A 15,125-nucleotide genomic window follows, 5' to 3' on the forward strand; every position below is an offset into this window, starting at 1 on the left:
TGTGTTTCTGGCTCCTGCCGCAGCTTTGAGGGGCAAGATGCCGTGCACTGCCCGATTGTTCAATGAAATCATGGGCGGGTCGTAATCCGCCAACGGGTGGTTGTGCCCGTGGGCAGTGATTGACGATACAGCATCGCGCGCCGCGCCGCACTGCGCCCGTCCAGCGTCGCGGTGATGGTCACATCGAACCAGTCGGACCCCACCGACAGCCGGCCCGCGTCGAAATCCTCGGGCAGGGCCGCACCCTGACCCGCCTCGACCGCCGTGATGAACGCGTCAACCGAGATAAAGGGGGTCCTGACCCGGCGGCTCAACTGGGTGCGGATCACATCCGGTGAGACATCGGGAAAGAACCCCGCCACCAGTTCGGGCGGGGCCGCGTTCAGGTTCAGGCGGCTGTCCCCGGGCAAAACGGTCACAAGGCCGCGCAAACGGCTCATATCCTGGGCGCTGAGCCCCGGAATATCGGCCAACTGGCGCGGCATGAAGAGCGCCCCACCCACCGGATCACGGGGCGGGTCCAGGCCCGCATGGGCCCTGCGGCTGGCCGCATTGGCCGGGCGCACCGCCTCGGCCAGCGTTTCGGCCACGCGCGGGGCCAGCCCACGCGCCTGCAACAGCGCGTCCAGCGCCGGGCGGGCGACGGTGTTGGTGCTGTCGCCCAGCCAGTTGATGTTGAACAGCGCCTGCGCATCCGTGATCTGCCCCTGGGCCATGCCGCGATCCAGATCAAAGGGCGGTGCCGCCTGCGCCCAATCCTCGCCTGCATGATCCATGCCGCCCCGGCCACCATCGCGGTCCAGGACCGCGCGGGCATAGGCCTCGAACGCGTCCAGATAATAGTCCAACTGCCCCGCCCCCTGGGCCGCCACAAGGCGCGCGCGCCCTTCCTCGGCCCGGGCCAGCACAAAGACGGCTGCCGCTGCAAGGGCCGCCACCAGCACCAGCGCATTGACCAGGACAAAGCCGCGATCCTTCATCGTAACGTCTCTAACAAGGGGATTGTGCCCTGGCCGTCAATCTCCAGCGTGACTTCGATGGCCAAAGGCAGCGTGTCGGAAAACACCTCGGCCGCGCCGCCCGCCAGGTCCGCATCCAGTGCGCCGGGGTCGATGGTTGCGCCCGTTGGTCCACGCACGCCTGCCTGCCAGCCGATCTGGGGCCAATAGCTGCGCAGATCCATACCACTCACCCCCTCCATCACGACGACTTCGGGGCTGCGCGCGTCACCCGCCGGGTCCAGCACCGTCCAGACGCGGCGATAAAGCATGCCATCCGCCAACCGCCATTCCACCCGGTGAAAGCCTGCTGTGACGGCCCTGCCGCCCTGGTCCAGCGCCGGTTGCCCCGCCACGGAAAAGGCCAGCACTTCGCCGCCCGCCTCTGCCCCGGCCAGCCGCAGGGCCGAATGGGGAGCGGCCCCGCCGGGCGGATAGAACAGCATCGGCACCGTACCGCTCAGATCGCCGCGCAACAGCGCAAGGGGGCGCGAGAGCGCCGCCCCTTCGGCGCTCATCTCGGCCAGCCGGTCGCGGGTGCGCAAGGTGGCCGTCAGGCTTTGCAGACCCATAACGGCAATAAGGGCAAAGATGGCCATGGCCGCCACCAGCTCGATCAGGGTGAGGCCCTGATCCTTGTCCTGTCCCCCATCCGTCACGGGCGCCCCCCCGGCAGCAGATAAACGACATATTGCGCCCCTGCCCCTTGGGCTGCCCGCGCAGTCACGGTGACCTCGACCAGCCCCGCCGCCGTCACCTCCTGTGCGGTTGTCAGATCAAAGCTTTGGCCGCCCAAAGTGACCTGCGCGGGCAAGGTGCCCCCCAGACCCAGCAGGCGTAATTCTTCGGCCCGGTTGCGCGCGGCAATCTGGGCCAGAGTGCGATCGTGAATGCCCGCCGTGGCCAGGCGCGCCTGATCCGTGGCGCGGGTCGCGGCGATGCTGCCGATGGACAGGACCAGAATGGCCACCGCCAGTTCCAGCAGGGTCAGACCGCTATCCCGGCGGCTCATGAGCCGCTGCATGTCACACCGTCCCAACCATCGCTGGCACAGCGGGCCACATCGCCGCGCGTGGAAAAGACCAGATCAAAGGCGCTGCTCTGCCCCGTCGCCAAAACCACGATTTCAGGCGTATCAGGGTCGAAAACGGTGTGGTCTGTGCTTAGGGTCGCACGGCCCCGCCAGGCCCGTGCCGGGGCCGCCTCGACCCAGCCTTGGGCGGTGCGGCGCATCAGGCGCCATTCGGTGGGCGTGATCTGCAACCCCTGGCTCTGACGGCTGTGCACGGCCAGATGGCGGGCCAGATCAAAGGCGCGGGCAAAACTTTGGGCATCCGCCGCCGTGGCCGCCCCCTGCCCGCGCACTGCCGTGATGGTGACGCCAACGGCCAGCACGGCCAGCACCGCCACCACCACCAGCAGTTCAATCAGGGTAACGCCGGCATCGCGGTGCTTTGGGATGACACCGACGCAGCGGCGATCCGGGGTCAGTTCACCGCCCACGATCCCACATCCGCGTCTGCGCCGGTGCCCCCCGCCACGCCATCCGCCCCATAGGAAAAGACGTCGAATTCGCCATGTACCCCCGGTTCAAGATATTGGTACGGCGCGCCCCAGGGGTCGACCGGCACCCGGTCCATGTAACCGGAAGTGGCCCAATTGGCGGGAACAGGATCTGTTGTGGGCCGGGTCACAAGGGCCGCCAGCCCCTGTTCGGTGGTGGGATAGCGAAAATTGTCGAGGCGGTAGAGCTGCACCGCGCTCGAGATTGCCGCCACATCCGATTGTGCGCGTGCCGCACGTGCCTGATCGGGGCGGTCGATGACACGGGGGACAATGACCAGCGCCAGGATCGACAGGATGACCACCACCACCATCAACTCGAGCAGGGAAAAGCCCGCGTCGCGCCGGTCGCGCATGTCCGTATCTGATGTGGCTGTGTCTGGCATTATGGACCTCTCAAATATAGGCCCATGATAGGGAGCGTTTCGCGCGATTGTCCATGCGCAGTTTCCTCGAACCACGCCCCTGTTTGATCTTGGTCCACCCCGCCCCTAGGGTCGCACCACAATGCTCAGCGCCTGGCCCCTGTCTCTCTTTCTCATTCTGATCAGCCCGGCCATCGGCTCCTTTCTGGCTGTCCTCGTTGATCGGTTGCCCCGGGGGGAAGACGTGGTGCGGCGGCCCTCGGCCTGTCGCAGTTGCGGCACCGCCCTGGGGGTGGGCGATCTGGTGCCGCTGGCCTCCTTCATCTGGCGGCGGGGGCGCTGCGGACATTGCGCGGCCCCGATCCCGCCCTGGCTGTTCTATATGGAGATTGCGGCCACGGGCCTGGCTCTGCTGGCGGTGCTGGAAGGCGACACGCCCGGCCACATGATCGGCACGGCGGTGATCTTGTGGCTGCTGCTGGCGCTGGCGGTGTCAGACCTGATGTGGTTTCGGCTGCCCGATCTGCTGACGGGGGGGCTGGCGCTTGTGGCGCTGGCAATGGCACCCGACCCGCGCGCGGCTTTTCTGGGGGCGGGGCTGGGGGTGATGGCCTTTGCCGCGCTGCGCCGGGGATACCGGATCATGCGCAAGCGCGAGGGGCTGGGTTTGGGCGACGTGAAGTTGATGGCGGGGCTGGGGGCCTTTGTCGGGCTGACCCATCTGCCGCTGCTGGTGCTGTTGGGGGCGGTCACGGCCATTGCCGTGGCGCTGGCGGGGGCCTGGCGGCAGGGGCGCTATGACGCCACGCGACCCTTGCCCTTTGGCACGGCGCTGTGTGCTGCGGCCTTTGCGCTTTGGCTGGTGGGGCTGGCTTAGGCGCATTTCGGTTGTCATTGACGGCCCCAGCCTGTCAACTGTGCCCACCTTATTCTTAACCGATATTAACCGATCAGGCCCCATATGTCCTCGCACCGCTCCCTTGCCCGCTTTGCCCTGCCTTTGATTGCGGCGCTGTCTTGCAGCCCGCTTTGGGCCCAGCAGACGCAATCCCCCGACAGCCCCCCGACCATGGCCCAGATCGAGGCGGCCTGGCAGGCCAGGGACTTCGAAGCCGCGCGCGCAGGCCTTGCCGCCCTTGCCGCCACAACCACCGACCCGCTGGTGCAGTTTCGCTATGCCCGGATGCTGATCGACGGGATTGGCGGGCCACGGGACCCGGCGCAGGGCATGAGCTTGCTGGATCAGGCGATTGCCCAGGGCTATGTGCCGGCCCAGGTGTTGCAGGCGCGTGTCCTGCTCAGCCCCGGACCGGCCCGCAACCCCGAACGGGCCGCAGCGCTTTTGTCGAACGCCGCCGCACGCGGCACCAGTGAGGCGCAGTATTATCTGGGGCTCTTGCACCTGAACGGGACGGGCGTGGCCAAAGACCCGCAGGCCGCCTTCAACTGGCTTTTGGCCGCCAGCGAAGGGCAATACGGCCCCGCCCAGCTGGAGCTGGCCAAGCTTTACATCTCGGGCGTCGGCACGGCCCCGAACCCGGGCCAGGCCGCATATTGGATGCAGGAGGCCGCCGCGCGCAACATCGCCGAGGCACAGTTCCAATGGGCCGAAATGCTGGCCCAGGGGCTGGTGCAGGGCCAGGCCACACCGGACGCTCTCGACTGGTATGCCAAGGCAGGCCAGCAGGGCCATGTGCTGGCGCAGCGCACACTTGGCACCCTGTACCTGACAGGGGCCGAGGGGGTGGACCCGGATGCCACGCTCGCGGTGCAGTGGCTGACGGCGGCGGCGGATGCGGGCGACGTGCGGGCGATGAACAATCTGGGCGTGGCCTATGGGACGGGCACCGTGCTGCCGCAGGACGACGCGCAAGCCTTTGAATGGCTGCTCACGGCATCGGATGAGGGGCTAGCGCAGGCCAGCTTTGTGCTGGGGCGGATGTATGAGGCCGGGCGCGGCACGCCTGCCAATCTGGACAAGGCGGTCGCGACCTACCGGTTGGCCGCAACCCAAGGATCCCAGCAGGCCATGGCCCGGCTGGGGACCCTGACACTGGCGGGCACGCTGGACGATGTGGTGGCCCCCCATGACGCGGTTGACTGGGTGATGGCCCAGATCGACCAGAATGACGCCGCCCTGCCCTGGATGCAGGCCCAGGCCGAGGCCGGCGTGCGACCGGCCCAGGCCGCCCTTGGGAAATGGTATGCCAGCCAGCCAGCCCGCGCCGCCGAAGGCTATGCGCTGATAGAGCTGGCCGCGCGCGCAGGCCACGTGCCCTCGCAATTTAGCCTGGGCCGGGCCCTGACCACCGGGGACGGGATCGCGCTGGACTATGTGGCGGCACACACCTGGCTGAACATCGCCGCGACCAGCGGCCATGAACAGGCGATCACCACCCGCGACCTGATCACCGACCTGATGACGCCCGATCAGCTGGCCGAGGCCCAGGACGCCACCCGCGCCTTCTTTGAGGCCGAAAGGGCAGGTCCCCTGGGCGCGCAGGACAACTGATGCGGGCGCTGTTGCTGATATGCGCGCTGGCGGTCTGGACCGGCACGGCCCAAGCCCAAGTACAGGGCCAAGCGCTCTATGACGAAGGGCTGCGCTATCACGAGGGGCAAGGGGTGGTGCAGGATTATGCCCGCGCCGCCGCGCTGATGGAACAGGCGGCCCAGGCCGGGCATCCCGGCGCACAGGCCCATCTGGGGGGCTATTATTATACCGGGCTGGGGGTGGCGCAGAACCTGGCCCAGGCCCTGCACTGGCTTGAGGCCGCCGCCGCACAGGGGGATCCGGCCCATGCCTATGCGCTGGCCCAGGTGCTAGAGACAAACCCCGCCACATTGCCCCGCACCGTAAGCCTTTACCAACAGGCCGTGGCCGAAGGCTATGGCCCCGCCATGGTCAGCCTCGGGGTGCTCTATCAGGAGGGCAAAGGGGTCGCGCAGGATCTGGACCGGGCACGGCAGCTTTATGAAGGGCCCGCACAGAACGGCAACGGGCGGGCGCTGAACAATCTGGGGCTGCTCTATGTGCGGGGCAGCGGGGTCGCACAGGATTACGGCTATGCCGCCCAGCTCTTTGCCGCCGCCGCCGAATTGGGAGTGACCCAGGCGATGACCAATCTGGGGGTGCTTTACGAAAACGGGTTTGGGGTGCCGCTGGACGAGGCGCGCGCCGCCACCCTCTACCGCATGGCGGCGGGGGCCGAGGCCGCGCCGGACGCCCCTCAGGATCCCTACGGACTGGCCTATGACCCCCGGCTGGTGCCCGCCCCCACCCAGGGGGCGGCACTTGAGGCGCTGCAACAGGCGGCGGCGACCGGCGATCCGGTGGCGCGGTTCCAACTGGGCTGGCTCTTGCTACACAAGATCGAGACGACGGCCGCCGATGACCGGCAGGGGGCGCTGCATCTCAAGGCGCTGGCCGAGATGGGGCACGGGCCCTCGATGCACAATCTGGGCCAGCTTTATGTGGCCGGGCGCGGTGTGCCGCAGGATTACATGCTGGGCTTCATGTGGCTGACTTTGGCGGCCAGCACCGGTTTCGACCCGGCCCGCCCGGCCCTTGAGGCGCTGCAAAGCAAGGCCACCCCGGACCAGATCAACGCAGCCCAGGCCCGGGCCCAATCCTGGGCGCAGGCGCGCAGACAACCATAAGGGGAACATGGCCCGCAGAGATTTAGCCATTTGGTGAATCGGAAAAACGTGCTATGCAGACGGTTAACATTTGATTACTTTTTGACGCATTATATTGCTGATCGGCCCCCTGGCCGGATGCAAAACAAAGGACCCTGCTATGAAGATGATGACAACCGGACTGGTGTTTGCAGCACTGCTCGGGGCATCAGCCGTCTGGGCCTCCGACAGCCCCAAACCTGTCCAACAGCACAACTCGAACGCGGTCTGGTTTGAAAACTGGACCGGTCTGAGCAACACATCGATGGTCATCTCGAAACCCGATGGGGAACTGGCGACGGTCTTTGCCGCCACTGGCACGCCGGTGTTTCAGCTGACGGGCACCGAAGTGGTCGATGGGATCTATCGCTATGAGTTGACGGCCGCCACGGACAAGACCGAAAAGGTTTCGGGCGGGCTGAACAATGGGCGCGGCAGCGCGGCCAAGGACGAGGTGGCTGTGCCCTTCTATATGAATGGCCATTTTACCGTATCTCGGGGGGTCATCGTGACGCCCGAGGATTTGAAAGAAGAATGATATACGCGGACCCGGAATACCGGGCTGCTGCAAACCAACTTGGAAAGGTGGGACAATGACGATTTTCACAAACGCGCTTAAACGCACAAGCGCGCTGACCAGCGCGCTGCTGCTGATGACGGGCACAGCGATGGCCGACCAGGTTTTCGCAGATGACCTGATCGTGCAGGGCTCGGCCTGTATCGGCATCGACTGCTCCAACGGCGAAAGCTTTGGCTTTGACACGATCCGGCTCAAGGAAAACAACCTGCGGATCAAGGCGCAGGATACCTCCGCCTCGGCCTCCTTCCCCACTGTTGACTGGCAGATCACCTTCAACGACAGCTCCAATGGCGGGGCCAACAAATTCTCGGTCGACGATATCGACAACAACCGGACGCCTTTCACCATTGAGGCGGGCTCCATCAACAACGCGCTTTATGTGGACTCGTCAGGTGACATCGGCGTCGGCACATCCACCCCGGTCGTCGAAGTGCACGCGGTTGACGGCAACTCGCCCACCTTCCGCCTCGAACAGGACGGCTCAAGCGGCTTTACGCCCCAGACCTGGGATCTGGCCGGCAACGAAACCAACTTCTTCCTGCGCGACGTGACCAACGGTTCGAAACTGCCCCTGCGCGTTCAGCCCAACACGCCGGATCAGACCATGTTCATGCGCACCACGGGCCTGACCATCAACGAAACCGGTGCGAACTATGACCTGCGCGTTGAAAGCGACACGCTCACAAACGCCCTGTTCATGGATGGCGGCACCGGCAATATCGGTATGGGCACCGACGTGCCTTCGTCCAAGCTGCATATCACCGGCGCTGATGGTGCGGCCTTTGTGGAAAACACCACCGCCAGCACTGGAGCCCGCACTGTCCTCCAGTTGAAGAACAATGGTCGTCCCGACATCGTAATGGCCAACTCGGGTACAAGCCGGGAATGGTCCGTCGGTGGTGGCACAAACTTCATCATGAAAGCCGGCGCTTTGGGATCAACTGATGCGGCCAAAACCAAGCATTTCGACCTCAATGGCACAACCGGCAATCTGGTCATCACTGGCACGATCACCACGTCCGGCTCTTGCGCGGGCGGCTGTGACCTTGTGTTCGAAGATGATTATGATCTGATGAGCATTGAAGAGCGCGCCGAGTTGATGTTTGCTAACAAGTACCTGCCAAACGTCGGTGCGACCCCGGAGAACGGACCCTTCAATCTCAGCGAAAAGGTAGGTGGCATCCTCAACGAGCTGGAGCATGCTCATATCTACATCGCGCAGTTGAACGAGCGCATCGCAACATTGGAAGAAATGGTCTCCGAGCAATAATATCGGCGTCCAAGCACCTTTGAAATATTATTGAAAACCTGTTTGGCATCTTGATATCAAACAGGTTTTTTTGGTGAACGGACCCATGAAAAAAGTACTTTTTGTACGCCAGTTCCATGCATTAACCGGCGGCCATCTTAAACATGCAGACTATATATCGCACACACAGGCTGATCCGCGTTTTGCCCCCGTCCTGCATGTGACGGAAGACAGCGATAAGACGGCTCTGGAAGCCCTTCTGCCGCCGAACCTGTCCCGCACCTCACTGCCCTGTGAAACGGATATCCTGTTTCTGGCAGGCATGGATTGGGCCATCGCAGACAAAGCGGGTCAGAGTACCAAGACGACGCCAGTGATCAATTTCATCCAAGGGATGCGTCATGCCGATCCGGCTGTGCCGCTCTATTCTTTTCTGTCGCGGCCTGCGCTGCGGATTTGCGTCAGTCCTGAGGTCACTGAGGCACTTGTGGCTTCAGGTCAGGTACACGGCCCCATTGTCACGATAGAAAACGGCATTGATCTGGACCAGCTTTCCTCTTTGAGCAAACAGAGCCGAAATGGCCGTGTTCTGGTTATCGGCCTCAAGGACAAAGCTCTGGCACAGGGAATTTCAGACCACCTTGAGCGGTTGCATATTCCGCATGACATCCTCGTGGCGAAAATGCCCCGAGCTGCATACCTAGCGCTGGTCTCACATTATGATGTGGTAGTCTGCATACCGCTGAAGGAAGAAGGTTTTTACCTGCCCCCACTTGAAGCAATGGCCATGCAAGTCAGCGTGGTTGTGCCCGACTGCATTGGCAACCGCAGCTTCTGTCGTGATGGCGAAACCTGTCTGGTTCCCAAGCGTGAGGCCCGCGCTCTGGCTGAGGCAGCGGCCAACCTTCTGTCCGACCCCAGAAAAGGGACGCATATGCGCGCACAAGCATTGCGCAAATCTCAGCAACATGGGCTGGCACAGGAGCGCCACAAATATCACGCGGCCCTCAGCCAACATCTACATGCGCTCTGAAAACAATATCCTGATTACGGGCTTGCCCCGTTCAGGCACGACTATGCTGACGGCCCTGCTGCACGCCCAACACAATACCGTTGCCCTGGCCGAGCCCATGCAAGTGGCCCATCTTGCAACAGATCCAGCACGGCTGGTTGCCGAAACCACACGATTCTTGCACGAGACCCGCGTCGATATTCTCAGGATGGGTCAGGGCCCTTCCATCACACAAAAGGAACTTGGAGAGCAGACGACCAACTTTTTTGGGGATCATGCACCCGGCGGCACGCTCCGGGAAAGCCTGAGCAAGCGGCGGAGCCTCGCAATTCGAAAACCTCTCACGCCCGATTTTCGGCTGTTCATCAAACATCCAGCCTTGTTCACCGCCCATTGGCGCGATCTGTCAGCGCGGTATTCGTTGTTTGCCAACATACGCTCACCTCTCGCGGTGCTGGCCTCTTGGCAAACTGTTGCACTGCCGGTCAACAAGGGGCAGTTGCCGGTCGGCGAACGCAACGATCAGGTGTTACAGGCACGTCTGGCGCAAACGCAAATCACTCTGGACCGGCAGATTGTCATTCTTGAGTGGTTCCTGCGCATATATGCACAGTTTCCACGGCAAAATGTCCTAAGATATGAGGATATCGTACAAGATCAGACCACGCTCCTCCGAACGTGGTTCGAGAATGCAGATTGGGTGCACATGCCGCTCACGCATCATCCCATATCCAAACGCTATCCAGATATCGACCTTGATGCTTTGAGGTTTGCGTTGCGCCCGTTGCAACCTCTTATCACATTCTTCTATCCCGAAGGAATGCCGGAATAGGGGGCGCTAGCGCCAGCTAGACAGATCCCACTGCAACCGGTTCTCAAGCCGGGCGATATCATTGCAAAACACGCAGTAAAGCAATCGGCGGGAGACGTCCGGCATAGGACTATAGTTCCGCGTATGCTTTCGCTGCCTTTGGATATGCAACTGATCGCTGACGCCTAGAAATTTGAAAATCTGCGACATAACCGTTGAATGGTTTTGCCAAAGATCGCTTGTCCGCAGAATAAAGCAGTTCTCCCGAGGGAAATGTTTGTAAAGCCGGGCAATCTGGGCGTCGTAGAACCCTCTTTGAACATAGGAGAAAACGGGGTGTTGACCGTGGGTCGAGAAATAGCGCGCCTCGTGTAGGAGGGCCACCATGAACGAGCGAGTCTCGCGACCCATCTCTCTTTCCATGATCCACTGAGAGTAGGCACGAAGAATGGGGTTTCTCAGCAGAACGATGATCTTCATATCAGGATTGTAGCGCTGAATGCTTGGGATGCAGGGCTCTCCATAAAGGTAATAGGGAGTGACATCACCCGTACAGGCAGCCAACGCCTGATCCGTGTACATGGCGTGATACTCTGTGTAGTCGCTGCGTTGGGCCGCATCGACATGACGGTTGAAGAAATGTGTTTCCCCGCCGCCGCGCACCAAACCAATTTCAGGATGCTGTGACAGAAAAAAGCGCAACGCCGTGGTTCCGGATTTCTGGGCACCGGCAACGACAAAATTGATCAAGTCCGCCACTCAAATACTCCCACGTATTCTGGCACAAACCACCCAAGGTATACCCGAGTTCTCACCAAAAACTCCATTTTCCTTTGATCAGGGTTATGCCATTATTGCGCATGCAATATGCAACTGGACGGTACGGATCAACTGATGTCCCGCTTCATTATTCCGGAAAATAGAACACGGTTTATACTAGGCGCGTTGTTGATCCTGACGCTGGCCGTCCTGTTCTGGACCGGCTCGCGCTATCCGGCGCTGGATGAAAAGGCGATCATGTCCGGGTCGATCCAGCTTGAGGATCCGCTGGGCTTTGAGGCCCTTTTGCCGCTTTCGCCCGATCAGGGCCTTCTGGAACGGATGTTCCGCAGCACCGTCAACTGGGTGAACACCAACAAGAAGGGGATGACATTCGGCGTCCTTTTTGCCGCCGCTTTCCTGACCATCGCCCCCTATCTGCGCCGCCGCAGCTTTCGCGGGGGCTTTGCCAATGCGGCCCTCGGCATGGTGATCGGCACGCCCCTGGGGGTCTGCGTGAACTGTGCCGCGCCGATTGCGCGGGGGATGTATTCGGCAGGCATGCGGGCCGAGACGACGCTGGCCGCGATGATCGCCTCGCCCACGCTGAATGTGGTGGTGCTGACCATGGCGTTTTCGCTGTTCCCCTTCTATCTGGCCGCGGCCAAGATCGGGATCAGCCTGGTGATGATCCTCCTGGTGGTGCCGCTCATCTGCCGGATGCTGCCAGCAGTGGAATTGCCGCCAGACGAGGTGATCTGCCCCCTGCCCGATCCGGTGGCCCCCAATGCCCCGCCCGAGGGGATTTTCGGCGCATTTCGGGCTGTCATCCTCAGCTATCTGTCGAACCTGTGGTACATCATCCGCATGACCGTGCCGCTGATGTTGCTGGCAGGCGCCCTGGGGGCGGTGGTGGCGACGCTCTTGCCCAATGACCTGATTGCCGGGCTCAGCTTTGGGATCATGGCACTGGTGGTGATTGCCGTTGTGGCGCTGTTTCTGCCGGTGCCCATCGCCTTTGACGTGGTGGTAACGGCAGCCCTGCTGACGGCGGGGCTGGCGCATGGCTATGTGCTGATGCTGCTGGTCACCCTGGGCACCTTTTCGATCTATTCCTTCTTCATCGTCTGGCAGTCGGTGGGCCAGCGGGCAGCCTGGCTGATGGCCGGCGCTGTGGCAGCCTTGGGCATCCTGGGGGGGCTGGGCGCGCAAAGCTATTACACCTGGTCCTCCAACCGCGCGCTCGAGATGCTGTTGCAGGGCAACGCCGCCCCGCGCCAGATGCTTTGGGCGGCCCAGGCCGCCACGCTGGAGCCCCAAATCACCAGCAGTGACGGGGCCAGCATCACGCTGACAACGACGCCTCTCAATCCCCCCTCGCCCGCCGCCGACACCGTATTCACCCGGTTCGAGGCGGATCAGATCGGCATCGACGCACCCGTCGAATTTTCCATGCAAGACATGTGGCCCCCTTTCTGGGAAGGGCGCAGCCTGTCCTCGGGCGACTATGACCGGGACGGCGATATCGACCTGGCCATCGCCTCCACCCATGCGGGGATGTACCTTTATGCAAATGACGGGACGGGCCAATTTTCCCCTGTCAGGGTCGAATTAGGGCCTGTTGCGGACCTGCCCGTCTTTCATGCCGTCCTCGTGGACATCGACAATGATGGCTGGCAGGACCTGTTTCTGGCGACTTACCGGGCGGGCAATTTCATCCTGCCCAACCAGCAAGGCACGTTCGGGCCGGCCCGCCCCGTGGCCACCCGCGACGATGCGGTCATGGCCATGGCGCTAAGCTTTGCAGATGCCGACCGGGACGGGGATCTTGACCTGGCCATGGGGCACTGGGCGGCGGGCTGGTACCGGCGCATTCCGGGGCCAGAAGCGCGCAACCGGGTCATCTGGAACGACGATGGGGCCATGACGGGGGCCGCCTTTACCGACCTGCCCGGCATCCCGGGCGAAACCCTGTCGATCCTGTTTTCCGATATTGACCGGGACGGGGCGACCGACCTGCTTGTGGGCAATGATTTCGACATCCCCGATTACGTCTATCGCGGCGACGGGGCGGGCGGGTTCCAGATGATCGACCACGACAGCGGGTTGATCCCGCACACCACCACCACGACCATGGCGATCAAGACGGCGGACCTCTTCAATGACGGCAGCCCTGATATCTATCTGGCCCAGATCGCGGGGCGGTCCTCGGGCGTGTCAGACCGGCTCAAGATGCAGCCCATCGAGGCCTATTGCGACGCCATCCAGAACCCGACGGCCAAGGCCACCTGTGCCCGCAATATGCAGATCAAGACCTGGTATCGCTCGGGCAACAGCTTTGACGCCTCTTATGCCAGCCGCTGCCAGGAGATGGACGGGGCGCTGGCGGGCGAATGCCGGGCCATGCTGGTCAAGGATCTGGCGATCCAGCGGCGCGACCCTGCGGTCTGTGCCCTGATCCCGGCGGGTCACCCCATCCCGCGGGCCTATTGCGACCTGCATTTCGCCCCCATCCGCAGCGCAACCGAAGCCGAGATCGCACTGACGCACCCGCAGGTTCTGCGCTCCAACGTGCTCTTGGACTGGGAGGGGACGCGCTATGCCGACCGGGCCGAGGCGGTGGGCCTTGATGTGGGCGGCTGGAGCTGGGACACCAAGATCGCGGATTTCGACCATGACGGCTGGCAGGACGTCTATATCGTCAACGGCACCTGGGTCCCGAACGAGGTCACGCCCTCGAACCTGTTTTTCCACAATCAGGGCGACGGCACGTTCACAGAGGCCTCCGGCCCCTTCGGGCTGGAGGATTACCTGATGACGGCCGCCGCCACCCGGTTCGACATGGACAATGACGGCGATCTGGACATGATCACCCATCCCGTGAACGGGCCGGTCACGGTGTTTCGCAACGCAACGCAAACCCCCGGCGTGGTGGTGTCACTGGCCGACAGGCGCGGCAATCACGACGGGATCGGCGCGGTGCTGACCCTGACGGACGGGGCAGGCAACACCCAGATGCGCGAGGTGCAATTGGGCGGCGGCTTCATGTCCTATGACGCGCCGCGGGTGCATTTCGGCCAGCCGGGCACCCGGCTCGATATCGCCTGGGCCGATGGGGCCCGCACGGTGATCGAGAGCACATTCGCCCCGGGTCTGCATCACGTGATTGCGCGGGATTAGAGCCGCTATCAGGCTCTAACCCAGTATCTGCGCATAGTCGGCGGCCACATCCGGCGCCACGTCGGCGCGCGCGGCCAGAATCTGCAGAATGCGCAGCGTCAGGTCGGGGCTGTCAAACACCGCATCGGCCAGCAGGGCCAGATGTTTCAACGCCTCGCTGTCCTTGGCTGCCAGGGCCAGCAGCCCGTTGACAAAGACGGCATCCCCATCCGTCAGCTGGTTCCTGCTGCGCCATTTGGCCAGCGCGCCAAGCGCCTCCGAGCCAATGGGCATGGTCTGAAAATGCACGAACTTGTGCAGGTCAAAGCCGATCTGGCGCAAGCTGCGCATCTGGTCGTCCAGCAGAGGCTGACCGACATAAAGCGGAATGGCCGCCACCTCGCTCATCACCACCTGCGCCTGACCCAGGATCTGCGCACCGTGCTGAAACACCTGCTGTTCGGCGCCCTGAATATCGATCTTGAGCATGTCGATCGGGCCGATATCGGGCAGGTCATCAAGGCGATGGGTGTCGATCTTTGGGGTGTCGATGGGCTCCAACAGCGCGTCCCAACAGCCCAACAGGGTGACAACCTCGGGGTTGAACGGCAAAAGCGAGGTAAAGCCGCTATAGCGGTGCACGTTCAACGTCTGCCGCGTGCCATCGCCAATGGCATAAGGATACACGGTCTGGTTTTTCTTGGGATGGGCCTGGATCTCTTCAAAGGCCTGCGGATGCGGTTCAAAGGCCACCACATCCAACAGACCATGCTCCAGCAGCGCATCATAGGGGGCCGGATTGATCGGATTGGCCCCGATATCCACCAGCCGGGTCAGCCGGGCGGGGCGCAGAGCGTCACACAGCCTGCGGGTGCGGGCAATCGGATCAGAGGCCGGGGGGGAATTTTGGGTCATGTGTCCTGATCTTGCATCTGCCTGTGGCGCTCACAT

At 62.9% G+C, this 15,125-nt stretch carries 15 protein-coding genes; 8 read left to right on the forward strand and 7 right to left on the reverse strand.

The annotated features are described in order from the left end of the window. Positions 1-68: 68 nt before the first annotated feature. Genes gspK through gspG form a run of 5 tightly spaced genes read right to left on the reverse strand, consistent with a single transcriptional unit; the run spans position 69 to position 2,947 of the window. A complete protein-coding gene (gene gspK / locus Q1A44_RS19515) occupies positions 69-980 on the reverse strand; it encodes a type II secretion system minor pseudopilin GspK (protein WP_299628595.1) in 912 nt (303 codons plus the stop codon). Beyond that, complete coding sequence (locus tag Q1A44_RS19520; protein WP_299628596.1) at positions 977-1,657, reverse strand: type II secretion system protein GspJ; 681 nt, start codon at positions 1,655-1,657, stop codon at positions 977-979. The genes gspK and Q1A44_RS19520 overlap by 4 nt, the downstream gene beginning before the upstream one ends. Beyond that, the gene (locus tag Q1A44_RS19525) at positions 1,654-2,022 is read right to left on the reverse strand and encodes a prepilin-type N-terminal cleavage/methylation domain-containing protein (RefSeq protein ID WP_299628599.1); all 369 of its coding nucleotides are present in this window, start codon (positions 2,020-2,022) and stop codon (positions 1,654-1,656) included. Before Q1A44_RS19525 ends, Q1A44_RS19520 begins: the two co-directional genes overlap by 4 nt. Further along, positions 2,007-2,501 (reverse strand): GspH/FimT family pseudopilin, encoded by a 495-nt coding sequence (locus Q1A44_RS19530; RefSeq protein WP_299628600.1) that lies wholly within the window; start codon positions 2,499-2,501, stop codon positions 2,007-2,009. The genes Q1A44_RS19525 and Q1A44_RS19530 overlap by 16 nt, the downstream gene beginning before the upstream one ends. Beyond that, positions 2,486-2,947 carry a type II secretion system major pseudopilin GspG gene (gene gspG, locus Q1A44_RS19535; RefSeq protein ID WP_299628603.1) on the reverse strand — a complete coding sequence of 154 codons (462 nt, stop codon included), beginning with the start codon at positions 2,945-2,947 and terminating at the stop codon, positions 2,486-2,488. The genes Q1A44_RS19530 and gspG overlap by 16 nt, the downstream gene beginning before the upstream one ends. 121 nt (positions 2,948-3,068) lie before the next feature. On the opposite strand from gspG, the gene Q1A44_RS19540 reads away from it, so the two are divergent. From Q1A44_RS19540 to Q1A44_RS19570, 7 genes are all read left to right on the forward strand, one after another. After that, entirely contained in the window at positions 3,069-3,803 is a 735-nt protein-coding gene (locus Q1A44_RS19540; RefSeq protein WP_299628605.1) for an A24 family peptidase, read from the forward strand. An 84-nt stretch (positions 3,804-3,887) separates the two neighbouring features. Continuing rightward, on the forward strand, positions 3,888-5,438 hold the full coding sequence (locus Q1A44_RS19545; protein WP_299628607.1) for a tetratricopeptide repeat protein: 1,551 nt from the start codon (positions 3,888-3,890) through the stop codon (positions 5,436-5,438). Beyond that, the gene (locus Q1A44_RS19550; protein ID WP_299628609.1) at positions 5,438-6,586 is read left to right on the forward strand and encodes a tetratricopeptide repeat protein; all 1,149 of its coding nucleotides are present in this window, start codon (positions 5,438-5,440) and stop codon (positions 6,584-6,586) included. The genes Q1A44_RS19545 and Q1A44_RS19550 overlap by 1 nt, the downstream gene beginning before the upstream one ends. Positions 6,587-6,725: 139 nt before the next feature. Then, positions 6,726-7,142: a hypothetical protein gene (locus Q1A44_RS19555; RefSeq protein WP_299628611.1), complete on the forward strand. Its 417-nt coding sequence runs from the start codon at positions 6,726-6,728 to the stop codon at positions 7,140-7,142. A 55-nt stretch (positions 7,143-7,197) separates the two neighbouring features. Continuing rightward, positions 7,198-8,454, forward strand: coding sequence for a hypothetical protein (locus Q1A44_RS19560; protein WP_299628613.1), 1,257 nt, complete (start codon positions 7,198-7,200; stop codon positions 8,452-8,454). An 85-nt stretch (positions 8,455-8,539) separates the two neighbouring features. Then, entirely contained in the window at positions 8,540-9,466 is a 927-nt protein-coding gene (locus Q1A44_RS19565; RefSeq protein WP_299628615.1) for a glycosyltransferase, read from the forward strand. Between the two features lie 43 nt (positions 9,467-9,509). Beyond that, on the forward strand, positions 9,510-10,277 hold the full coding sequence (locus Q1A44_RS19570; RefSeq protein ID WP_299628617.1) for a hypothetical protein: 768 nt from the start codon (positions 9,510-9,512) through the stop codon (positions 10,275-10,277). A gap of 6 nt (positions 10,278-10,283) precedes the next feature. On the opposite strand, the gene Q1A44_RS19575 is transcribed toward Q1A44_RS19570, so the two are convergent. Continuing rightward, entirely contained in the window at positions 10,284-11,015 is a 732-nt protein-coding gene (locus Q1A44_RS19575; protein ID WP_299628619.1) for a sulfotransferase, read from the reverse strand. A gap of 135 nt (positions 11,016-11,150) precedes the next feature. Between Q1A44_RS19575 and Q1A44_RS19580 the strand changes: the two genes are divergently transcribed. Continuing rightward, the gene (locus Q1A44_RS19580; protein ID WP_299628621.1) at positions 11,151-14,195 is read left to right on the forward strand and encodes an FG-GAP-like repeat-containing protein; all 3,045 of its coding nucleotides are present in this window, start codon (positions 11,151-11,153) and stop codon (positions 14,193-14,195) included. 15 nt (positions 14,196-14,210) lie between these two features. Here Q1A44_RS19580 and Q1A44_RS19585 read toward each other — a convergent pair whose 3' ends face one another. Then, positions 14,211-15,089 carry an FkbM family methyltransferase gene (locus tag Q1A44_RS19585; RefSeq protein ID WP_299628624.1) on the reverse strand — a complete coding sequence of 293 codons (879 nt, stop codon included), beginning with the start codon at positions 15,087-15,089 and terminating at the stop codon, positions 14,211-14,213. Positions 15,090-15,125 lie beyond the last annotated feature (36 nt).

This window comes from uncultured Tateyamaria sp., assembly GCF_947503705.1.
GTDB lineage: Bacteria > Pseudomonadota > Alphaproteobacteria > Rhodobacterales > Rhodobacteraceae > Tateyamaria.